This is a genomic window from Ruegeria sp. AE3 (assembly GCF_056542225.1).
On record NZ_JBQFZL010000005.1, the window covers coordinates 52019 to 72751 of the forward strand.

At 57.9% G+C, this 20733-nt stretch carries 17 protein-coding genes and 3 pseudogenes; 9 read left to right on the forward strand and 11 right to left on the reverse strand.

The annotated features are described in order from the left end of the window. Nucleotides 1–6: 6 nt before the first annotated feature. Both ACR0NZ_RS11665 and ACR0NZ_RS11670 read left to right on the forward strand, forming a co-directional pair. Nucleotides 7–885, forward strand: a pseudogene (locus tag ACR0NZ_RS11665) (NAD(P)-dependent oxidoreductase); the annotation flags it as partial. A gap of 107 nt (nucleotides 886–992) precedes the next feature. Further along, nucleotides 993–4058, forward strand: coding sequence for an aminotransferase class III-fold pyridoxal phosphate-dependent enzyme (locus ACR0NZ_RS11670; RefSeq protein WP_480519071.1), 3066 nt, complete (start codon nucleotides 993–995; stop codon nucleotides 4056–4058). Between the two features lie 49 nt (nucleotides 4059–4107). Here ACR0NZ_RS11670 and ACR0NZ_RS11675 read toward each other — a convergent pair whose 3' ends face one another. Next, complete coding sequence (locus tag ACR0NZ_RS11675; RefSeq protein ID WP_480519073.1) at nucleotides 4108–4584, reverse strand: hypothetical protein; 477 nt, start codon at nucleotides 4582–4584, stop codon at nucleotides 4108–4110. Further along, nucleotides 4581–4748 carry a hemin uptake protein HemP gene (gene hemP / locus ACR0NZ_RS11680; RefSeq protein WP_209504713.1) on the reverse strand — a complete coding sequence of 56 codons (168 nt, stop codon included), beginning with the start codon at nucleotides 4746–4748 and terminating at the stop codon, nucleotides 4581–4583. The genes ACR0NZ_RS11675 and hemP overlap by 4 nt, the downstream gene beginning before the upstream one ends. Before the next feature lie 217 nt (nucleotides 4749–4965). On the opposite strand from hemP, the gene gph reads away from it, so the two are divergent. Both gph and ACR0NZ_RS11690 read left to right on the forward strand, forming a co-directional pair. Further along, nucleotides 4966–5625 carry a phosphoglycolate phosphatase gene (gph, locus tag ACR0NZ_RS11685; RefSeq protein WP_480519076.1) on the forward strand — a complete coding sequence of 220 codons (660 nt, stop codon included), beginning with the start codon at nucleotides 4966–4968 and terminating at the stop codon, nucleotides 5623–5625. Between the two features lie 329 nt (nucleotides 5626–5954). After that, entirely contained in the window at nucleotides 5955–7658 is a 1704-nt protein-coding gene (locus ACR0NZ_RS11690; protein ID WP_480519078.1) for a SulP family inorganic anion transporter, read from the forward strand. 7 nt (nucleotides 7659–7665) lie between these two features. On the opposite strand, the pseudogene ACR0NZ_RS11695 reads toward ACR0NZ_RS11690, so the two are convergent. The 4 genes and pseudogenes from ACR0NZ_RS11695 to ACR0NZ_RS11710 all read right to left on the reverse strand — a co-directional run. Then, nucleotides 7666–7854: pseudogene (locus tag ACR0NZ_RS11695) on the reverse strand (D-lactate dehydrogenase); the annotation flags it as partial. A 34-nt stretch (nucleotides 7855–7888) separates the two neighbouring features. Next, a pseudogene (locus ACR0NZ_RS11700) lies at nucleotides 7889–8338 on the reverse strand (integrase core domain-containing protein); the annotation flags it as partial. Between the two features lie 116 nt (nucleotides 8339–8454). Beyond that, nucleotides 8455–9021 (reverse strand): tetratricopeptide repeat protein, encoded by a 567-nt coding sequence (locus ACR0NZ_RS11705; protein WP_480519080.1) that lies wholly within the window; start codon nucleotides 9019–9021, stop codon nucleotides 8455–8457. Nucleotides 9022–9051: 30 nt separating this feature from the next. After that, a complete protein-coding gene (locus tag ACR0NZ_RS11710) occupies nucleotides 9052–9534 on the reverse strand; it encodes an Lrp/AsnC family transcriptional regulator (RefSeq protein WP_480519082.1) in 483 nt (160 codons plus the stop codon). 108 nt (nucleotides 9535–9642) lie between these two features. Here ACR0NZ_RS11710 and putA point away from each other — a divergent pair, with 108 nt between their 5' ends. Both putA and ACR0NZ_RS11720 read left to right on the forward strand, forming a co-directional pair. Beyond that, entirely contained in the window at nucleotides 9643–13041 is a 3399-nt protein-coding gene (putA, locus tag ACR0NZ_RS11715; protein ID WP_480519084.1) for a bifunctional proline dehydrogenase/L-glutamate gamma-semialdehyde dehydrogenase PutA, read from the forward strand. Nucleotides 13042–13083: 42 nt separating this feature from the next. Continuing rightward, on the forward strand, nucleotides 13084–13827 hold the full coding sequence (locus ACR0NZ_RS11720; protein ID WP_480519086.1) for a rhomboid family intramembrane serine protease: 744 nt from the start codon (nucleotides 13084–13086) through the stop codon (nucleotides 13825–13827). Nucleotides 13828–13845: 18 nt separating this feature from the next. Here ACR0NZ_RS11720 and ACR0NZ_RS11725 read toward each other — a convergent pair whose 3' ends face one another. Both ACR0NZ_RS11725 and ACR0NZ_RS11730 read right to left on the reverse strand, forming a co-directional pair. After that, entirely contained in the window at nucleotides 13846–14631 is a 786-nt protein-coding gene (locus tag ACR0NZ_RS11725) for an inositol monophosphatase family protein (protein ID WP_209598002.1), read from the reverse strand. Nucleotides 14632–14729: 98 nt separating this feature from the next. Next, nucleotides 14730–15635 carry a LysR family transcriptional regulator gene (locus tag ACR0NZ_RS11730; protein WP_480475573.1) on the reverse strand — a complete coding sequence of 302 codons (906 nt, stop codon included), beginning with the start codon at nucleotides 15633–15635 and terminating at the stop codon, nucleotides 14730–14732. A 94-nt stretch (nucleotides 15636–15729) separates the two neighbouring features. On the opposite strand from ACR0NZ_RS11730, the gene metF reads away from it, so the two are divergent. Together metF and ACR0NZ_RS11740 are read left to right on the forward strand one after the other, a co-directional pair. Further along, entirely contained in the window at nucleotides 15730–16596 is an 867-nt protein-coding gene (gene metF, locus ACR0NZ_RS11735) for a methylenetetrahydrofolate reductase [NAD(P)H] (RefSeq protein WP_480519088.1), read from the forward strand. Nucleotides 16597–16825: 229 nt separating this feature from the next. Continuing rightward, on the forward strand, nucleotides 16826–17491 hold the full coding sequence (locus tag ACR0NZ_RS11740; RefSeq protein ID WP_480519090.1) for a DnaJ domain-containing protein: 666 nt from the start codon (nucleotides 16826–16828) through the stop codon (nucleotides 17489–17491). Nucleotides 17492–17539: 48 nt separating this feature from the next. Here ACR0NZ_RS11740 and ACR0NZ_RS11745 read toward each other — a convergent pair whose 3' ends face one another. Continuing rightward, nucleotides 17540–18058, reverse strand: coding sequence for a YHS domain-containing (seleno)protein (locus ACR0NZ_RS11745; RefSeq protein ID WP_480519093.1), 519 nt, complete (start codon nucleotides 18056–18058; stop codon nucleotides 17540–17542). Nucleotides 18059–18306: 248 nt separating this feature from the next. Between ACR0NZ_RS11745 and yghU the strand changes: the two genes are divergently transcribed. Next, on the forward strand, nucleotides 18307–19185 hold the full coding sequence (gene yghU, locus ACR0NZ_RS11750; RefSeq protein ID WP_480519095.1) for a glutathione-dependent disulfide-bond oxidoreductase: 879 nt from the start codon (nucleotides 18307–18309) through the stop codon (nucleotides 19183–19185). A 59-nt stretch (nucleotides 19186–19244) separates the two neighbouring features. On the opposite strand, the gene ACR0NZ_RS11755 is transcribed toward yghU, so the two are convergent. Together ACR0NZ_RS11755 and ACR0NZ_RS11760 are read right to left on the reverse strand one after the other, a co-directional pair. Continuing rightward, on the reverse strand, nucleotides 19245–20033 hold the full coding sequence (locus tag ACR0NZ_RS11755) for an SseB family protein (protein ID WP_480519097.1): 789 nt from the start codon (nucleotides 20031–20033) through the stop codon (nucleotides 19245–19247). Beyond that, complete coding sequence (locus ACR0NZ_RS11760; RefSeq protein ID WP_480519099.1) at nucleotides 20026–20613, reverse strand: uracil-DNA glycosylase family protein; 588 nt, start codon at nucleotides 20611–20613, stop codon at nucleotides 20026–20028. The genes ACR0NZ_RS11755 and ACR0NZ_RS11760 overlap by 8 nt, the downstream gene beginning before the upstream one ends. Nucleotides 20614–20733: the final 120 nt, after the last annotated feature.

The window sequence follows — 20733 nt, forward strand, 5'->3', positions numbered from 1 at the left end:
GAGGATCACAAAATGGCAAAAGTCGCGTTCCTTGGCCTTGGTGTCATGGGCTATCCCATGGCCGGACATCTGCAAGCCGCAGGCCATGACGTCACCGTTTACAACCGTACGACTACCAAGGCCGAGGCCTGGGTCGCGCAGCATGGCGGCGCGATGGCGACCACTCCGGAAGACGCCGTCACGGGTGCTGAGTTTGTCATGGCCTGCGTCGGTAATGACGACGACCTTCGCGCGGTTTGCACCGGAGAGGGCGGCGCGTTTCAGGGCATGTCCGACGGGGCCATTTTTGTCGACCACACGACAGTTTCGGCAAAGGTCACGCGCGAACTTTATGCGGCTGGCCAATCTGAGGGTATCGCTTTTGTGGATGCCCCCGTTTCGGGCGGTCAGGCGGGCGCTGAAAACGGCGTTCTCTCAATTATGTGTGGCGGCGATCAGGCAGCTTATGATGCGGCTGAACCGGTGATGAACGTCTATTCCAAAATCTGCCGTCGACTCGGAGCCAGCGGCGCGGGCCAGATGACCAAGATGTGCAACCAGATCGCGATTGCCGGACTGGTTCAGGGTCTCAGTGAAGCATTGCACTTTGCCGAAAAAGCGGGCTTGGACGGAAAGGCCGTTGTTGAGGTGATCAGCCAGGGTGCGGCGGGCAGCTGGCAGATGGCAAACCGGTATGAAACCATGCTGGATGATCAGTTCGAACATGGCTTTGCTGTTGACTGGATGCGCAAGGATCTGGGGATTTGTCTGGATACGGCCAATGAAACCGGTGCGTCTCTGCCGGTGACCGCTCTGGTCGATCAGTTCTACAAGGACGTGCAGAAACTGGGCGGCGGACGATGGGATACGTCATCGCTGTTCAAACGTTTGCGTGCCTTGGATTGAGGGGCCAGGGGGCTGTCTGCCCCCTCTTGTCCCTTTGGGCCAATTCACCCCCGAGGATATTTCCGGCCAGATGAAGAGGATCCCGGATGAGCGGGACGGAGAAAGAAATGAGCGATTTGGTGAACTTCTGGGCAGACGCGCTGCGCCAACACTGGGGGCTGGACGCACGGTTGACCCGGCTGGATGGCGAGTATGACCTAAACTTTCTGGCGCAGGCCAGAAATGGCCAGGACTATGTGCTGAAAGTCATGCGCGCGGGGTGTGACGCGGGCCTGGTAGATCTTCAAATCGAAGCGCTTGCGCATATCGCCTCGGAAGCACCGGGGTTGCCGTTTCCCAAGGTGTTCCCGGCGTTGAACGGCGCAATGTTGCCGGAAATTTCCGATTCCGAAGGGAAATCGCGGCTGGTGTGGTTGCAGGAACGCCTGCCCGGGCGCTGCTATGCACAAGCGAACCCGAAATCCGAAGAGCTGATCCTGAAATTGGGTCGTGTTTTGGGCGCAACAGATCGCGCGCTGGAGGGGTTTCAGCATGAAGCTTTGCACCGCCCAGATTTCAAATGGGACCTGACACAAGCGGGTTGGATCAGTGACAAACTGGGCGCCATCAGCGATCCCGCGCGTCAGGCGTTGCTTCGGGATATCTGCAACGAATTCACGGCGATCACGGATAGGCTTGAGGGCCTGCCGAAACAGGCCATTCACAACGACGCCAATGATTATAACGTTCTGGTTGAAGGCGAATTGGGCGAGCGGAGGCGGGTTTCCGGCCTGATTGATCTGGGTGACATGTGTGCAGCACCGCGCGTCTGTGACCTTGCGATCGCCGGGGCCTATGTGGTGCTAGATCATGCCAGACCCGAGCGGGCATTAACTGCTCTCATACGGGGGTACCATGCCGCAAACCGACTGCAAGCCGAGGAGATCGACCTGATCTGGCCTCTGCTGCGGATGCGACTGGCAGTATCTGTCCTCAACTCGACCCTGATGGCGGTCGAAAACCCGGACGATCCATATGTGACAATCTCGCAGGCACCTGCGTGGCGGTTTCTTGAGAATGCATCCGTCAACGGCGGACTGATGTCTGCGCGTCTTCGGGCAGCGTGCGGGCTGCCGGTCGTGGACGGCGCAGAACGCATCCATGCGTATCTGCAAGAACATCGCGGCCGGTTTTCCCAACTGTTCGGTCAGGACCTAAGCGATGTTCCTATGGGGTCGTTGTCGGTTGAAAATTGTGTGTGGCCCCAGAACCCTTTCCACATGCCATTGGCCGAGGCCGCACATGTTGGTGAAGAATACGGCGAAGGGCTGTGGCTGGGCTATTACAACGAACCCCGCCTGATCTATGCCGAGCCGGGATTTCGCAAAGGGCCTTGGAAAGCCTCGGATCGGCGAACAGTGCATCTGGCGGTAGATGTGTTTGCACCTGCCGGGACAGTGCTGCATGCGCCAATGAGCGGGCGGGTCGAAGTGGTCGAGAACCGAGATCAGCACCTCGATTACGGTGCGGTGATAATCCTGCACCATGGAACGCCGGATGGCGATCCGTTCTACACGCTCTATGGTCATCTGGACCCGGAATGCTGTGACCGGTTGAAACCCGGCGATCCGGTGGCACAGGGGGCGGCGTTCGCCCGGTTGGGCGACGCCAGCCAGAATGGCGGATGGGCACCGCATGTGCATTTCCAGCTGGCGCTGACAACCAATGGCATGGAGGCGGATTGGCCCGGTGTCGGCGATCCGGATGAGATGGAGTTGTGGCACGCAGTCTGCCCGAACCCGGCGGCCTTACTGAACCTGCCGGATGACAAGGTTTTCTACCAACCCACCGACAAACAGGCGATCCTGCAGGGTCGCCGCGATCACTTTGGCGGCAACCTGTCGCTGACTTATGATGACCCTGTCATGCTCGTACGCGGGTGGAAACATCACCTGTTTGACGAATGGGGCCGCCCCTATCTGGACGCCTATAACAACGTCCCTCATGTGGGTCATGCGCATCCCCGCATTCAAGCTGTAGCGGCGGATCAGTTGAAGCGGATGAACTCGAATACCCGCTACCTGCATCCGGCACAGACAACTTTTGCTGACAAGATCCTGTCCAAACTGCCCGATCACTTCGAGGTCTGCTTCTTCGTCAATTCCGGAACTGAAGCGAACGAACTGGCCCTGCGGCTTGCCCGTGCCCATACCGGCGCCAAGGGGATCGTGACGCCAGACCATGGCTATCACGGCAATACGAATGCGGCTGTGGCGATATCGGCCTACAAGTTCAACAAACCCGGTGGCATCGGGAAAGCCGACTGGGTCGAACTGGTCGAGGTTGCGGACGACTATCGCGGTTCGTTCAAGCGTGACGATGCGGATCGGGCGCAGAAGTTTGCCGATCTTGTGGACCCGGCCATTGCTGCCTTGCAGGACCGGGGTCAGGGTCTGGCCGGGTTCATCGCTGAAACTTTCCCGTCTGTCGGTGGACAGATCATTCCGCCCAAGGGTTACCTGCCTGCGGTTTATGAAAAAATCCGTGCCGCCGGGGGTGTCTGCATTGCAGATGAGGTGCAAACGGGTCTGGGTCGCCTGGGTGAATATTACTTTGGCTTTGAACATCAGGGCGCGCTTCCTGATATCGTGGTGATGGGTAAGCCAATTGGTAACGGGCACCCTCTGGGTGTGCTGGTCACGACGCGGGCGATTGCCGACAGCTTCAATAACGGGATTGAATTCTTCTCGACCTTTGGCGGATCGACGCTGTCTTGCCGGATCGGCAAGGAAGTATTGGATATCGTCGATGACGAGGGCCTGCAGGACAATGCACGTCAGATGGGTGACCGCCTGATGACCGGGCTGCGCCAGATCGAAAGCGACTTTGGTTGTGTTGGCGATGTACGGGGCATGGGGCTGTTTCTGGGTGTTGAGCTGATCAATCCCGACGGAACCGAAGGAACCGAGATTTGCAGCTATGTCAAAAACCGGATGCGCGATCACCGAATTCTGATCGGCAGTGAGGGACCAAGGGACAACATCCTGAAAATCCGCCCACCGCTGACGATTGAGGCCGAGGATGTGGACATGATCCTGTGGGCGCTAAGGGACGTGCTGTCCGAGGTCGGTGACTTCTCTCCTGCTCCGGTTTGCGATCACGACCATCACCATGCGGGATGCGGGTGCTGCTGAAGGATTGACCCCGGCGCTTTGCCGGGGTTTGACCGTCCTGCAAGCACAGTCAATGCAAAACGGCAGTGCGGGTATCGTGGCCTGTCGTCGGAATCGCATTTCCCGTTGTCATACGCCGGAGCGTCAGGCCCAGTTCCTCCGACAGGGATGCCAGAGCAGGCGCAAAATCCGGGCGCACGATCAGTGACGCCATCATCATCGCATCTTCGCGTGCCCCTTCAGATGCAGCCGCAACCATTTGGGCAAAACAATTCTCATCCGCGCCCAAACATGCACACCCCAGACCGTGCCTGATTAACGGACGTCGACAATGCGTAGCGCAAAGCGAACACAGACGATCCAGCGTCAGCATGGCGGCACGCCCATAATCTGATCCCAGCGCTATGCGAAAATCGCTCGCGACATCAGCGCGACCCCTTTCGCCCTGACTCCACATCCGCAGATACATCACCGCACCCGCTTCGACTGGATCAAGGTCCGCCAGACGGCCGACCGCGGCACCGCCGCGCAATGAATGCGCGCTCATTTCGTCAGGATCAGTTTACCCGCACGGGTGATGCGCAGGGTATACAATTGGTCGCCCAACTCGATATGGGCCAGGTGGCCACCCTTGGTCAAATCCTCGGCCTTGTGCGCAGGCAACATCGAGACAGCATAACCTTGGGTTGGGGTCGGGTTCTGTACATTCATCGGGGCATCTCCAGAGCGAGTCGGCATGGTGCCATACCTGTTGCGTTTCGTTTGATCTGGCTGACCCGAGAGGGTTGGCTTTCCGTTTCTGACATTAAATCTGATTGTTTTAGTAAGGTAAGTCAAGCGCTGTTTCAAATCAGGTGTCATTGAGCCGATTGCGCCCTTGAAAACGACGGGTTAAGACTTGGTACAAGTATTGAAAGGCAAGCAAAACGTGACCGCAGCAGTTGTTTTTGATCTGGATGGAACGTTGGTCGACAGCGTCGGGGACCTGGCAGCAGCGGCCAATAAAACGCTGAATGGCGTCGGTCACGATCCTGTACCCGTTGATGTGATCAGAGGGTTTGTTGGCAATGGCCTTCCCAAACTGGTCGAGCGCCTGATGCGACACTGTGATTTGTCCATGGATCGCCACGCGGAACTCACACAACAGACACTGAAGCATTATAATGCGGCCGTCAGTGCAACGACCGTGCCTTATCCCGGAGTTCCCGAAGCCCTGGAAACACTGAAACAGATGGGGTGCTTTCTTGGTATCTGCACCAACAAACCCGAAGCACCCGCACGTCACGTGCTGGAGGCGCTCAACCTATCCCGGTTCTTCGACGTTGTTTTCGGCGGTGATACATTGCCAATTCGCAAACCGGATCCGGGCCACCTGCTGGAAAGCTTCAAAGCACTTGGGACCTCGGGCACACGCTTGTATGTCGGCGACAGCGAAGTCGATGCAGAAACAGCTGTAAACGCCAGGATACCGTTTCTGTTGTTCACGGAAGGGTACCGCAAAACCCCGGTGGCCAGTATACCGCACACCGTTGCGTACAGTGCGTCCGAAACACTGCCGACACTCGTGACCAAATTGATCCAGAACTAAGTACGTTCACACGATGTCAGTCATCAAACGAATGGCTTGGGCTTTCGCGAACCCCTAAAAGTTAAGAGGGGCCGGTCGAGGGGGTGTGACCAGCCCCTCATCGGGGAAAGTAAATACCGTGTTTGTGTGTGGTAAGTACGGTAAGTCATGTGTACCCCCGATCGGCAGCCAGCGAAATTGGGGGATTCCCGTAGTTCGGCGAAAATAACTGAAAAACTGGAAAAAACAGCAATTCAGGCCACCCAATTTACCTGTGAAAATTTGCCTATAAGATGGCTTGACGGTTCGAACATTCAGTTCTCGGGCTGAATGCGGGTGAAAGGCAACCCATGGAAAAACAGGCCAGAAATCAGAGAGCGGCGCATCTGCAAGTCCTGCAGGGCATTCTGCCTTTTGACTGTGCGCGCCTTCCGGCGGAAATGCTGGCTGGTCTGAGTTTTGCCTGTCTCGCGATCCCCGAAGTCATGGGTTACACCAAAATCGCCGGCACTCCGGTCATGTCCGGGTTGTATACGATCCTGATTCCCATGGCTCTGTTTGCGCTGTTCGGATCGTCCCGACACCTTGTTGTCGGTGCCGATTCGGCGACAGCAGCCATCACCGCCTCGGGGCTGGCGGGCTTGGCGGTGTCCGGAACCTCCGAGTATCTGGCACTTGCGTCCTTGCTGGCACTTATGGCTGCCATGCTTTTGATAGGTGCGCGTGTCATAGGACTAGGGTTTCTGGCCGATTTCCTGTCCAGAACGGTATTGGTCGGCTTTCTGACCGGCGTAGGCATTCAGGTTGCGACAGGTCAAATCCCCGGATTGTTGGGCATCGAATCCGCTGGGCACGGAACACTTGCGAGATTGACGGACGTTTATTTCAACATATCCAACATCAACTGGCCAACCGTGATCGTCTCATCAGCCGTGTTGGGCATTGTCCTAGGATGCACAAGACTGTCGCGCAAAATCCCGGGGCCATTGGTTGCCATAGTCGGGGTGGTCCTGTGCAGTTGGGCCTTTTCATTCGGCACTTCCGGAATCTCGGTGTTGGGAGAAGTCGCCGGCGGTTTGCCCTCCTTCTCGATCCCGGACGTGCAGTGGAGCTGGACCTTGTTCAAACAACTGCTTCCCACGGCCCTGTCCATCTTCGTTGTCATTCTGGCACAAAGCGCCGCCACATCGCGGGCATACGCCTCAAGATATGATGAGACATTCAACGAAAACACGGACCTGATCGGACTGGGTCTTGCAAATTTCGGGGCTGCATTCACGGGAACATTTGTGGTCAATGGCAGCCCCACAAAGACTGAGATGGTCGCCAGCGCCGGAGGGCGCAGCCAGGTAGCGCAGCTGACAACAGTGGTAATAGTCCTGTTGGTTATCCTGTTTATGACCAAGCCTTTAGCCTATCTTCCCACAGCAGCACTGTCGGCCATCGTTTTCCTGATCGGTCTCAAGCTGATCGACCTGCACGGAATGGCAACAATTTACAGGCAGGCCCGGTCCGAGTTCTGGGTTGCCACGGCAACTGCCACCGTGGTCGTTCTGGTTGGGGTCGAGCAAGGCGTCATTTTTGCCATGGTCCTGTCTCTGGTCGACCACACGCGCAGGGGATATCACCCAAAGAATTCGGTAGTATTGCGCACCGAGTCCGGTGGCTGGCGTTCAAAGGGATTGGAAGCGCCAAACCAGTTCGAACCCGGTCTGGTAATCTACCGGTTTTCACACGGTATGTACTACGCGAACATGCAGATTTTCACCGAGGAAGTGACAACAATCGTTCAGAACGCAGACGGCAAACTGACATGGTTCTGCATCGACGCCTCGGCAATTGACGTTGTCGATTTCACAGCCGGGTTCACTTTGTGCAGTATCGCCAATTTCCTGCGATCCAAGAGGATACGGCTGGTTTTCACGCTGGTCGAGCCAGATGTGAAAGCCGAGCTGGATCGCTACGGCATCACAGAACTGATTGGTGAAACTGCGTTTTATGAAAACGGCAAAGCCCTGCTTGATGCCTATCACACGCGCCCAAATCCCATGTGACCGTTAATCACCTGTAGCTTCGCGCCCTGGACATCTTCCCGTTCCCCGGATTGAAAGAGTTGGTCGGATCGCAGCATTTGTAATGCGCCGCCAAATCGGGTTTGGCTTTGTACATGTGCCCCACATAGTGTTCGGCAGGATATTCCGCACCGCACTCGTCAAACAGGGCCAGCATTGCCGCCTTCAGCGCGCTCGGTCGCGTGCCCCTATCGGGTAGTCCGGTTTGTTTGTTAGTGCATCGTGGGCCTCTGGTCTATCGGGACGATGCTTTCGGGCGCAGGCGGGCAGGAGCCCAACGCGCTGTGCGGCCTGACGGTGTTGTAGTGGATACGAGATTGCTCGATCAGAGTTTGCGCCTCCTTTAGGCTTTAGAAGATTTCGCCGTTGAGCAGCTCGTCCCGGAACCGGGCGTTGAAGCTTTCGCAATGACTGTTCTCCTAGGGTGATCCCGGTTCGATGTAAGCCGTCTTCGCCCCGACAGCTGCAATCCACTCCCGCACCTTCTGGGCGATAAATTCCGGCCCATTGTCGGATCTTATGAATGCCGGCGGGCCGCGGAGGATGAACAGGTCAGTCAATGCATTCAGCACATCTGTTGAGTTGAGCTTACGATCGACGCGGATCATCAGCGCCTCGCTGGTGTATTCGACAATGATGTTCAGCGTCCGATACACGCGCCCGACAGCCAGAACCCATACCACTGGATAGCCAGCCAACAACTCCGAAGGGGTCCAACACAACCAGTTTGCCCGCAAAAAGGTTCGGTTTCCCTTGCGGTTCTTTCGAAAACCCGGCGTCAGATATCTTGACCGGGCGGTTCCAAAAGACCGCCGGGTTCTAACAATGCCCGCTCTGACAGCCATGGGTTAAGTTCTAGCGCCTCGGCAAGGGCAGCGCGCGCGTCGTTAAGGCGCTTCAGACCCAACAATGACAAGGCGCGACCGCTCAGCGCACCTATATGGTTCGGCGACAACTCGATCGTGACATTCAGATCCTGCAAAGCAGCAGCGAAGTCTTGTCTGAGGTAGTTCACAAACGCACGCTGATTGTAGCCTTCAGCGTAGTTCGGGCAGTAATCGACAAGCTGGTCAAGCTCTTCCAACGCGCCCAGTAAATCCCAAGCCTCCCGCCGTGCCATTCCCCGGTCCAGCAAGCCTTGCGCACGCGCATCCGGCGCGTCCGTCCAAAGCTCCCACATCTGGTTGGAAATGGCGCGCGCATCAATTTGCGATTCTGCCTTCTGAACCTGATTGATTAGCGCATCCACACCTTCTGAATGATCCGGAGCATCAGGGCAGGACTGGGCGTGCGCCGCACAAGACAAGGCAACAACAGAAAGAGCAGAGAGGAAAGCGTGTGTCATGTACCAAGGATGGCTCGTAATCCTGATCCGTCAAGCCTGATGCTCGAACCCACCCAAACTGCCGGCTTCCTTAACCGCCTCCATCGCCACAAAGGTCGAGGTGCTGGCGACATGCGGCATGGATGAAATCTTTTCGGCCAGAACACGACGATACTCTGACATCGTGGCTGTGCGGACCTTCAACAAATAGTCGAAATTCGAAGCAATCATATGGGCTTGCTCGACCTCGGCAGTTTTTCGGACAGCCGCATTGAACTCGGCCAGTGCCTTTTCGCGAGTATCGGTCAGGCGCACTTCGACAAAGGCAACGTGGTCCAGCCCCAGTCTGATCGGATCCAGCATCGCCCGGTATCCTTTGATCACCCCGCTTGCTTCAAGCCGTTTCAGGCGCGCCTGTGTCGGTGATTTCGACAGACCAATTTCGCGCGCAAGATCGGCGACCGAAACGCGCCCATCCTCGGCCAGAATTCTCAGAATCGACCGGTCAAACCGGTCCAGGTCAGGAAAGTTCATTTGTGCTGCTCTCTGGCGAAATTTCAGGTGTTCCGCCTTCAATTATCGTAAACTCAGGCGATTGTCCTGAGTTTTCGCAGGTATATTGGCACAAAGACCGGAGGACTCATGTCTCATACCCTGCGTACATTAATCGACACCTCAACCTATGCTGACCAGTCGGCGATCCTTGAAACCCTGATCTCTCAGGCCGGCCTGAGCGCCACAGACCGCGCCGCCATCAGCGCCGCCGCCGCGCAGCTTGTGCGCGACATCCGCTCCAGCACGTCTCCGGGGTTGATGGAGGTGTTTCTTGCCGAATACGGCCTGTCCACCGACGAAGGCGTCGCCCTGATGTGCCTGGCCGAAGCGCTGTTGCGCGTGCCGGATGCCGACACGATTGACGCGTTGATTGAAGACAAAATTGCCCCTTCGGACTGGGGCAAGCATCTTGGGCACTCGTCTTCATCCTTGGTTAACGCCTCAACCTGGGCCCTGATGCTGACGGGCAAGGTTCTGGACGAAGGCAAGGCCTCGCCTGTTGGCGCCCTGCGCGGGGCCATCAAGCGATTGGGTGAACCCGTGATCCGTACCGCCGTGTCGCGTGCGATGAAGGAAATGGGGCGGCAATTCGTGTTAGGTGAGTCCATCAACGCCGCGATGGAGCGTGCGCGCGGGATGGAAAACAAGGGATATACCTACTCCTACGACATGCTGGGAGAGGCCGCGCGAACCGAGGCGGACGCCGCACGATATCACCTGTCGTATTCACGCGCCATCTCGGTCATCGCCGAAGCCTGCACCCATGAGGATATCCGCGCCAACCCGGGAATTTCAGTCAAGTTGTCAGCCCTACATCCCCGTTATGAACTGGCGCAGGAAAAGCGCGTGATGGATGAACTGGTTCCCCGACTGCGGGCGCTGGCCCTTTTGGCCAAGGCCGCTGGTATGGGGCTAAACGTCGACGCCGAAGAGGCGGATCGCCTGTCTTTGTCATTGCAGGTGATTGAAGCGGTGATGTCCGATCCGGCTCTGGCTGGCTGGGATGGGTTCGGCATCGTGGTTCAGGCTTATGGGCCACGCGCTTCGCTGGTTCTGGACACGCTCTATGACATGGCTGAACGCCACGATCGCAAGCTGATGGTGCGTCTGGTCAAAGGCGCCTATTGGGATACCGAGATCAAACGCGCGCAGGTCGAAGGCGTGGATGGCTTTCCCGTCTTCACGCACAAGGCGGTCACCGATGTGTCCTATATCGCCAATGCGCGCAAGTTGCTGGGCATGACAGACCGGATCTACCCACAATTCGCCACCCACAACGCCCATACAGTCAGCGCCATATTGCACATGGCCGAAGGTCAGCCTTTTGAATTCCAGCGCCTGCATGGTATGGGTGAGACATTGCATCAGCTTGTGATGAACAGGCAGAAAACGCGTTGTCGCATCTACGCACCGGTTGGTGCGCATCGTGACCTGCTGGCCTACCTTGTGCGGCGTCTGCTGGAAAACGGCGCAAACTCATCCTTCGTCAACCAGATTGTCGACGAAAACGTCCCGCCGGAAGTGGTTGCCTCGGATCCGTTTGTTACGGTGCTGACACCGCCGCCCCCACTGCCCACCGGGCCCGAACTGTTCAAGCCGGAACGCCCCAATTCCAAAGGTTTCGATCTACACCACACCCCGACGCTGGACAAGATTGATGCAGCGCGGGATCAGTTCCGTGCGTATCACTGGTATGCACAGCCGTTGCTGGCTGACGCTGCCAAACCCCAGGCGGATGAGCAGGTAATCAACCCGGCGAATCCTGCCGACAAGCCGGGCGCGGTCGCCTCGGCAAGTGAAGCAGATGTGGAACTGTCGCTGGCTTCGGCAAAGCCGTGGCAGGCCCCGGCAGTCGAACGTGCCCGCATCCTGAACTCTGCCGCCGATCTTTATGAAACGCATTACGGCGAGTTATTCGCCCTGCTGGCGCGCGAGGCTGGCAAGTCGCTGCCTGACGCCGTGGCGGAACTGCGTGAGGCGGTGGATTTCCTGCGTTACTACGCCGCCAACATACCTTATGCCGAGCCCGCTGGAGTATTCACCTGCATCAGCCCGTGGAACTTCCCGCTGGCGATCTTCTCAGGGCAAATATCGGCAGCTTTGGCAACCGGGAACGCCGTTTTGGCCAAGCCTGCGCCGCAGACACCCCTGATCGCGCACCGCGCCATTCAATTGCTGCATGAGGCTGGTGTGCCGCGCGACGCGCTGCAATTGCTGCCGGGTGGTCCGGCCGTGGGCGCGGCGCTGACATCGGATGCGCGCGTCTCGGGCGTGGCCTTCACCGGTTCAACGGCAACCGCTCTCAGGATACGGTCGGCAATGGCTGGGTCCATGCGCCCCGGCACCCCGCTGATCGCGGAAACCGGCGGCCTGAACGCCATGATCGTTGACAGCACTGCACTTCCGGAACAGGCTGTGCAATCGATCATTGAAAGTGCCTTTCAATCCGCAGGCCAGCGGTGTTCGGCACTGCGATGCCTGTACCTGCAACAGGATATCGCAGATGACGTGCTGACCATGCTCAAAGGGGCAATGGATGCCCTGCGCATCGGGGACCCCTGGCTGATCTCTACCGATTGCGGCCCGGTGATCGACGCGCAGGCCCGGCAGGTCATCGCCGATCACGTCGCTACGGCACGGGCCGAAGGACGCGTTCTGAAAGAGCTGCCGCTGCCGCCCGAAGGCATCTTTGTTGCCCCAACGTTGATCGAAATCTCGGGCATTGCCGCGCTGAAGCGTGAGATTTTTGGCCCCGTGTTGCACGTGGTAAGATTCAAAGCGCAGGAGATCGACAAGGTCATCGCGGATATCAACGCAACCGGATACGGGCTGACCTTTGGCCTGCAAACCCGGATCGACGACCGGGTGCAGCATGTGACCGAAGCTATCCATGCCGGAAACATCTATGTAAACCGCAATCAGATCGGTGCCATCGTTGGCTCCCAACCTTTTGGCGGTGAAGGGCTGTCAGGCACCGGTCCGAAGGCGGGCGGCCCGAATTACATGGCCCGGTTCTGTGCACCGGATCGGCAAATCACGACAGAAACCTGGGAGCATTTGGGAGACCTACCTGCTCCTCAGGGCCAGCCTGCCCCAATCCGGACCCGTTCTCTGCCCGGCCCAACCGGAGAATCGAACCGGCTGAGCGAATATCCCCGCCCGCCTCTTCTGTGCATGGGGCCGGGGGAAACGGCAGCGCGCGCGCAGGCTGACGCCGTACTGGCGCTGGGTGGCACGGCCATTCAGGCAACCGGAATGCTTGACCTTCACCGGTTGGAGAACCTGACCGGTATCTCGGGTGTCCTTTGGTGGGGCGACGCTGAAACCGCGCAGCAGATCGAACAGCACCTGGCCCGCCGGAACGGTCCCATTGTGCCCCTGATTCCGGGCAGACCCGACCGCGCGCGTGTGCTGGGTGAACGCCATGTGTGTGTCGATACGACCGCAGCCGGTGGAAACGCTGCGTTGTTGGGAGGTGCGGCATAAGCTTGCCTTGACGCTGGGCGCGCAAAAGCCCAGCGTCACCTCATGTTTCCGATCCGCGACCATAACCCCTCAGGGCGCACGCCTTATGTTGTCTACGTCTTATTGGCGGCCAACATCCTGATCTTCCTCAGCTATGTGGGGATCATGAATGATGCGCCACTTATCAACCGGCTGTTCTTCGATTACGCCATCATCCCGGCGCGGGTCAGCGACGGGGTTGGTCTGGAAACCCTTGTAACATCCATGTTCCTGCATGGGGGATGGATGCATCTGGCCGGGAACATGCTGTTCTTATGGATATTCGGCGACAATCTGGAAGACGAAATGGGCCATCTGCCCTTTTTGCTGTTCTACCTGGTCGCAGGTATCGGCGCAGGTCTGATCCATGTGGTTACAGGGCCGGACTCTCAGGTGCCTACCGTCGGCGCCTCGGGCGCGATTGCGGGTGTCATGGGGGGATACCTGCTGCTGTTTCCCAAGGCGCGTGTGGATATTCTGCTGATCCTGGTTGTCTATTTCAGGGTCTTTACCATCCCCGCCTTCATCATGCTGGGCGTATGGCTGGCGATTCAGTTCTTTGGCAGCGTCACCAGCAACCCGGACGAAGGCGGTATCGCCTACTGGGCCCATACCGGCGGGTTTGCCGTGGGGTTGATCTTATGCGTACCATTGTGGCTGCGGCGCGGCGGCGTGCAATTCTGGAACCGCACGCACGGGCATCCGCCCCACCCAGAGACAAAGTACAAGCTGTCGCAGTCTCGTATACCGCGCGTTCCGCGTCGATAAAGCTGGGCTAAGGGGCGATCAGCCCCGGATGACTTTGGAGAATTGATCAAAGATCGGTTCATTCGAACAGATCACTTCACCATCTTCCAGCGCGTTGCCTTCAGGGTTCAGGGCCTGCACGAAGCCGCCCGCCTCTTTCACGATGATGATACCGGCGGCGATATCCCAGGCGTTCAGGCGGCGTTCCCAGAAACCTTCGTACCTGCCCGCAGCCACATATGCCATGTCAAGCGCCGCAGCACCCCAACGGCGCACACCGGCGCAGGCGGGCATCAGACGCGCCAGATCCTGCAGGGTTGCAGGCAGGTCAGAACGACCGCCAAAAGGCAGGCCGGTTGCAAAGATCGATTCAATCATGCGGTGACGCCCCGACACACGAATTCGGGTGTCGTTCATCCACGCACCTTCGCCTTTTTCAGCAAAGAACATCTCATCCTTGGCAGCATCATAGATCACGCCGGCAACGATCTTGCCCTTATGTTCCAGTGCAATCGAAATTGCCCAATGGGGCAGGCCATGCAGAAAATTGGTGGTGCCGTCCAGCGGATCTACGATCCAGCGGCGGGTCGGGTCTTCTCCGTCGATGGAACCGCCCTCTTCGGCCAGCCAGCCATAGGTTGGGCGTGCGCCCAGCAATTCGTCCTTCAGGATGGCTTCGGCCGCGATATCGGCCTTGGAGACAAAATCGCCCGCGCCTTTCATCGACACCTGCAGATTCTCGACTTCACGAAAGTCCTTGACCAAAGAACGCCCCGCCTTGCGCGCGGCCTTGATCATGATGTTGAGATTTGCACTGCCAACCATTGTAAAAGGGCTCCTGTCCGGTCAAACCGCGCGTATACTGCCGCAAGGCTTCCTTGCCAAGAGGAATGATACGCATAACAGACCCGCAGAAAACGCCTCTACCGGGATTGCAGCTTGTGCGCCTCTTCGCGGGCCAGTTTCACCAGTTCCTGCACGTAGGGTTTATCCAGATCATCTGATCGGACCGCTGCGTAAAGGCGACGCGTGATCCCCTCTTTGGTCAGGGGCCGGGTCACATAGTCCGAGTTGTATTTGACCTCGCGCACGACCCAATCCGGCAGAACCGAGATGCCTCGGTTTGATGCCACCAGAAGCAGGATCACAGCTGTCAGTTCCACCTGCCTGATCGAGGCAGGTTCGACCCGTGCAGGGATCAACAATTGGCTGAACACGTCCAGACGTGTGCGCTCCACCGGGTAGGTGATCAGAGTCTGGCCTCGGAAATCCTCAGCCTCGATATAGGCTTTTTCCGCCAGTGGATGGGCTGATGCAGCGACAAAGACGGGGTTGTAGTCAAACAGCTCCACAAACTCGACACCCGGCAGATCTTCGGGATCGGATGAGACCACCAGATCAACCTCTTCCTTCTGCAAGGCTGGAAGGGCGTCGAAGGCCAGACCGGGTCGAATATCTACATCCACGTCGCCCCAGGATTTCCTGAAGGATTCGAGAACCGGAAACAGCCATTCGAAACACGCGTGACATTCGATGGCGATATGCATCCGTCCGGTACGCCCGTCCCGCAGCGATGAAAACTCATTCTGTGCCGCCTCGACCTGCGGCAGGATCTGCTCGGCCAACCGCAGCAGACGCAAACCGGCGGCTGACAGCTTCATCGGCTTTGAACGTCGCAGAAACAGCTCGACCCCGGCCTGATCCTCCAACCCTTTGACCTGATGACTCAATGCGGATTGGGTGATGTTCAATTGGTCGGCAGCGCGTGCCAACCCACCACATTCATGGATCGCCTTGATGGTTCGCAGGTGCCGGAATTCAATGTGCATCTCAAGTATCGTTCATGTTGTTGTTGAATAATATGAGTTTGTCTCACAATGCCTGTCATGGCACAAGATAGTCAGTTGATCCAGTGAGGCAGCCATGTCCAAACCCGAAATTTCATTCGAGTTCTTTCCGCCCAAAACTCTGGAGGCTTCTTTCCGCCTTTGGGATACGGTCCAGACATTGGCACCGCTGGAGCCTCGTTTTGTTTCCGTCACCTACGGTGCAGGCGGTACGACCCGGGAACTGACGCGCGACGCGGTCGCAACCCTGCATAAATCGTCTGGCCTGAACGTCGCCGCGCATCTGACCTGTGTCGACGCTTCGCGGCAGGAAACGCTGGAAATCGCCGACACATTCGCACGTGCGGGCGTGCAGGACATCGTGGCCCTACGGGGCGACCCGCCGAAAGGGCACGACCGGTTCGTCCCGCACCCCGAAGGCTTTAACAGTTCGATTGAATTGATTGAGGCGCTGGCTGAAACCGAAATGTTCAGCATCCGTGTCGGGGCCTATCCTGACAAGCACCCTGAAGCTGCGGACATGTCAGCAGACGTGGACTGGCTGAAGGCTAAACTTGACGCGGGCGCTGACGAAGCGCTGACGCAATTCTTTTTCGAAGCCGAAACCTTCTTCCGTTTCCGTGACGCCTGCGCCAAGGCGGGCATCGACAAACCGATCGTTCCGGGCATTCTGCCTATTGAAAACTGGGCAGGCGCGCGCAAGTTCGCCAAAAGCTGCGGCACGCATATTCCCGATTGGGTCGAACAGGCCTTTGAAAAGGCCGTGCGCGACGGGCGTGAGGATCTGCTGGCAACTGCGATCTGCACCGAGTTGTGCTCGGACTTGATCGAAGGTGGCGTGGACAAGCTGCATTTCTATACCCTTAACCGTCCCGAACTGACGCGCGATGTGTGCTTTGCCCTTGGGATCACGCCACAGGTCGATCTGCAAAACGTCGCCTGACATCTGAAAAATCCAATGAGTCGCCCGGGTTACGAACATGCCCGGGCGTTTTCCTTTTCTTATACGCGACCTGTTTCACAGTCGCATCCGCGAATTCACGCCTTTGCGGAACAATGGAATCTTCGCATCGCGATTGTTGTCAGCTTCTCTCTCAATCAACCGTGAGATTTGACAAAACCATGCCATCGGCAACACTAGGGGTGTGTAGTTTTTAATGAGTGTTTTGAGTATGGAACCTGTCGAAAAGGTCAGGGCACGCACGGATGCCCTGGCAGATCTGGGCCTGAACCCGTCTGCCAATTCCAGTGAAATACGAGAGGCTTGGCGTCACATCGCCTTTCACACGCATCCTGATCATAAGGAAGGCGACAGTTCCGGGTTTTCGCGCGCCAAGGCAGCCTATGATTTTCTGCGCAAAGAAGGGCTGGCGACAAAGGGCGGCGCCGCTGCTGGCCCGCCACAACCACGTCGGGCGCGGTTGAAAAAACGTATCATCGAGCTTCCGCAGGAGGATATTGCCGCCTGTGAGGCGATGCTGAATCCTGGGCAAGCGCTGTCGCATATGAACAGTCAGCCTGGTATTCAACCCAAATGCTGCAGTAGTGTTGCTGACCATGTTCCCGACGCGGTCGGATGCTATGGGCGACACCTGACTTTCTTCGTCACAACACCGGTCAATCAGGGCGCAAATCGTGTGGCTTTGCCAACGACCGTTCTGACCAGTGCGCGGCACACCACAGCGGAAATCCTGAGCTTTCAGTCCAGCGACACAGGCGCTGGGGAAGTAGTCATTCCCGATACGATCCGCGAACGCAAATTCCCGGGTGCCAAAAGCGTCAGGATCCGGTTTGATGCAGATCAGGCGATACGGGATCAGTTCTGGCTTGCTGGCTGAACGAAAAGCCCGGCTGGTTAAGCCGGGCTTTGTGCATTTGCGGCCGGGTCAGTTTTTCACCGGGCCTTCCGAGGTAAATTTCGGGATAACGCTGGTCGAGGCGTCAGACGGCTCGATACCCGGCCAGTTGCCTTCAGCAAGGTTGATGTTGCCCGGAATGTCTTCTTCGAAGAACCCGACAACCACATCCGTGATGTTTAGATACAGCTTGTCGTCAACGATCCGCCACAAGTTCGGGTTTGCCGGAACCTTGCCGCCGCGCGACACACCATAGGCGCAGTGCCCATCATATTGCGGGGCATAATAGGCCGGGTTTTCCAGAAATTTGTCGCGGTTTTCCTCAGACGAGAATGCCCAGGTTGCACCATTGTACTCGGCAGTGATGCTGGCCTTGCCACGCACGCCTTCGTGCTGCGGTTGTCCTACCGGTACCTGATCCAGGTTGCGATAGGCGACCACATCATACCCCGAGACGGCAAACCCCGTGCCGTCAATATATTGCGGCCCGGCAAATGCCGGAACGGCCAGGGCCAGGGCCGCAGCAAAGGTCAAAGCAAAGCGTTTCATGTAGTTTATCCTTTTCGTACCAGCGGTATCGGTGACGCCGTGATGGCGGGTCTGGCAAAACAATATGCGATTCTCATTCTGTTCGTAGCCCTCCTCGCGCCGCTGTGACCCCTCTCGAGCAAACGTGAGAGTTTGGTCGCGGATTATTACAAATTAAGCCAGAAAAGCTGGGTTGGACTCGGCGGATTGCAACACTACCTGTAAGACTGCACCGAACGCGGCCCGGACAAAGGCATGAAAGGCAAGACATGAGCGACCAATCTTCGTATACCCCTCCAGCAGTCTGGACATGGGACAGTGAAAGTGGCGGGCAGTTCGCCAACATTAACCGACCTATTGCCGGCGCAACCCATGACAAGGACTTGCCGGTTGGACGCCACCCTTTGCAGTTGTATTCCCTTGCCACGCCCAACGGTGTCAAAGTCACCGTAATGCTGGAAGAGTTGCTGGCATTGGGTCACGAAGGCGCTGAATACAACGCCTGGCTGATCAACATCAGCGATGGCGACCAGTTCGGTTCAGGGTTTGTCGAGGTCAACCCAAACTCGAAAATCCCCACCCTTTGGGATCGCTCTGGCGACAAGCCGGTTCGGGTGTTTGAAAGCGCCTCGATCCTGTTTCATCTGGCTGAGAAGTTCGGAGAGTTTCTGCCCGGGTCCGGGCCGGAACGGACCGAAGTCATGAACTGGCTATTCTGGCAAATGGGCAGCGCCCCTTATCTGGGCGGCGGGTTTGGCCATTTCTACGCCTACGCGCCTGAAAAGTGGGAATACCCGATCAACCGCTTCGCGATGGAGGCAAAACGCCAGTTGGACGTTCTGGACAGGGAATTGGCGAACAAGACCTATATCGCGGGCGAGGAATATACGATTGCCGACATGGCGATCTGGCCGTGGTACGGTCAGCTGGTTCTGGGCCGACTTTATAGCGCGGCAGAGTTCCTTGACGCGGAATCCTACAAGAACGTGGTGCGTTGGGCCAAGGCGATTGACGCGCGGCCTGCGGTTCAGCGTGGCCGTATGGTCAACCGCGCCTTTGGCGAGCCGCACACGCAGCTTCACGAGCGCCACGACGCCAGCGATTTCGAAACACGCACGCAAGACAAACTGGAAGCTGCTGCGGAATAGCAGCGTCCCATCCTAGTGCCACGCGGCGCAATATGCGCCGCGTGTTTGCGTTTTGGTCGTTACTTCAGAATTGGTGGTTTCGCGGGATTGCTGCCCGGTACCTCGCGCACCAGATCTGCAACCTGCGGTTCGGGCAGGTCAAAGCGAAGCCCCGTCTTCGCTAGCAGCGCGGCAGCGGCGTCATCTGTGGCAAAGAACCCGACATCCATCGCCCCCGCCTCGATCCCTGAAAACGTCAACGCCTCCGAAGCTGCCTTGGCCAGCGCTGGCTCGGCCCCTTCAACCGCTCCGACAAACCCTAGCAAATGACCCTGAGCGCCCGCTTCTGATTTCGTGGCGACCAGATAGGCCGCACTGGCAAGGCCGCCAGCAGTTGCCAGCTTTGCATCAAGGGCGGTCAACAGGCTGTCTGGCAAACCGGCGGGCGGCATGAACTCGGCAAGCTTTTCCTCGACCTCTTCCGGGCCATGCAGCAACGTTTCGGCCAGCCAGCCCAAGGCCTCGGCAGGCACCAGCATGGATGATGGGGCAGTTTCCAGGTTCAGGCCCAACCCGATCTCCTGCCCTGCCAGCATCGCCGACAACACACGCCCCGACAGCGCAACATAAGGCACAGGCCTCCCCGCAAACTGCGCCAATCGTTCCTCGCGGTCGAAAGCCAACACAAAGCGCCCGTCGGCCACATCGAACACTTCGGGCGAGATGTTTTCGCCCACCGCTTCTTCTGTCAGCATCAAGAACAGCTCACTATCAGCAAGCCGTTCAAAAAACCGCAGACGGGCAGCATCGTTCTGCGGATCTGCCAGCATCGCGGTATGCGCCGTGTCCAACGCTGTGGTTTCAGTCATTCAGCACCTCTTGGACCCGCGCGCGCAGAACCGGCAGTAGTTCTGCCTCGAACCACGGGTTTTTCTTTACCCATGCCGTATTCCGCCAGGACGGATGAGGCAAGGCAAAGACCCGCGGCGCATGGTCCTGCCAGTTCCGAACGGTGTCCGTCACCGAACCCCGCGCGCCCAGATGATATTTATGCGCATGACCACCGACCAACACCGTCAACGGCACCTGCCCCAGTTCCTGCATCACCCTGTCATGCCAGGTATTGCCGCATATCGCGGGCGGAGGAAGGTCAGAGCCGCGGGCATCATAGCCGGGGAAACAGAATGCCATGGGCACTATCGACACGAGGTCACGATCATAAAACACAGGTGCATCGACCCCAAGCCAGTGGCGCAGCCTGTCGCCTGACGGGTCAGTAAAGGGCTGCCCCGACTCGTGCACGCGCGCACCCGGTGCCTGCCCTGCGATCAGGATGGGTGTTCCGCGCCGAAACCAAACCACCGGGCGGGGTTCATGAGCAGTTTTGGTTTGCGCAAAGGACGCAGCGCACAGGCGGCACGCGCGGATTTCGCCATCTAGATTTTCCATCTGGTTGCGTAACCTCCCAAAGCTGTTTTGCAAAGATCAGGTGTGAAACCACATAATAAAGGTGCGGCAGATTACCAGAAGTGCAGCGGAATTGCCGACAACCGATCAGTTGTTTGCGGG

Coding starts and splice junctions, on each gene's coding strand:
- ACR0NZ_RS11755 (WP_480519097.1), bottom strand. CDS start 20,033: ATGACTGAAACCACAGCGTTGGACACGGCGCATACCGCGATGCTGGCA.
- ACR0NZ_RS11740 (WP_480519090.1), top strand. CDS start 16,826: ATGGAACCTGTCGAAAAGGTCAGGGCACGCACGGATGCCCTGGCAGAT.
- metF (WP_480519088.1), top strand. CDS start 15,730: ATGTCCAAACCCGAAATTTCATTCGAGTTCTTTCCGCCCAAAACTCTG.
- ACR0NZ_RS11725 (WP_209598002.1), bottom strand. CDS start 14,631: ATGGTTGGCAGTGCAAATCTCAACATCATGATCAAGGCCGCGCGCAAG.
- ACR0NZ_RS11670 (WP_480519071.1), top strand. CDS start 993: ATGAGCGATTTGGTGAACTTCTGGGCAGACGCGCTGCGCCAACACTGG.
- ACR0NZ_RS11710 (WP_480519082.1), bottom strand. CDS start 9,534: ATGAACTTTCCTGACCTGGACCGGTTTGACCGGTCGATTCTGAGAATT.
- ACR0NZ_RS11675 (WP_480519073.1), bottom strand. CDS start 4,584: ATGAGCGCGCATTCATTGCGCGGCGGTGCCGCGGTCGGCCGTCTGGCG.
- ACR0NZ_RS11720 (WP_480519086.1), top strand. CDS start 13,084: ATGTTTCCGATCCGCGACCATAACCCCTCAGGGCGCACGCCTTATGTT.
- ACR0NZ_RS11705 (WP_480519080.1), bottom strand. CDS start 9,021: ATGACACACGCTTTCCTCTCTGCTCTTTCTGTTGTTGCCTTGTCTTGT.
- ACR0NZ_RS11690 (WP_480519078.1), top strand. CDS start 5,955: ATGGAAAAACAGGCCAGAAATCAGAGAGCGGCGCATCTGCAAGTCCTG.
- putA (WP_480519084.1), top strand. CDS start 9,643: ATGTCTCATACCCTGCGTACATTAATCGACACCTCAACCTATGCTGAC.
- ACR0NZ_RS11745 (WP_480519093.1), bottom strand. CDS start 18,058: ATGAAACGCTTTGCTTTGACCTTTGCTGCGGCCCTGGCCCTGGCCGTT.
- ACR0NZ_RS11730 (WP_480475573.1), bottom strand. CDS start 15,635: ATGCACATTGAATTCCGGCACCTGCGAACCATCAAGGCGATCCATGAA.
- hemP (WP_209504713.1), bottom strand. CDS start 4,748: ATGAATGTACAGAACCCGACCCCAACCCAAGGTTATGCTGTCTCGATG.
- yghU (WP_480519095.1), top strand. CDS start 18,307: ATGAGCGACCAATCTTCGTATACCCCTCCAGCAGTCTGGACATGGGAC.
- ACR0NZ_RS11760 (WP_480519099.1), bottom strand. CDS start 20,613: ATGGAAAATCTAGATGGCGAAATCCGCGCGTGCCGCCTGTGCGCTGCG.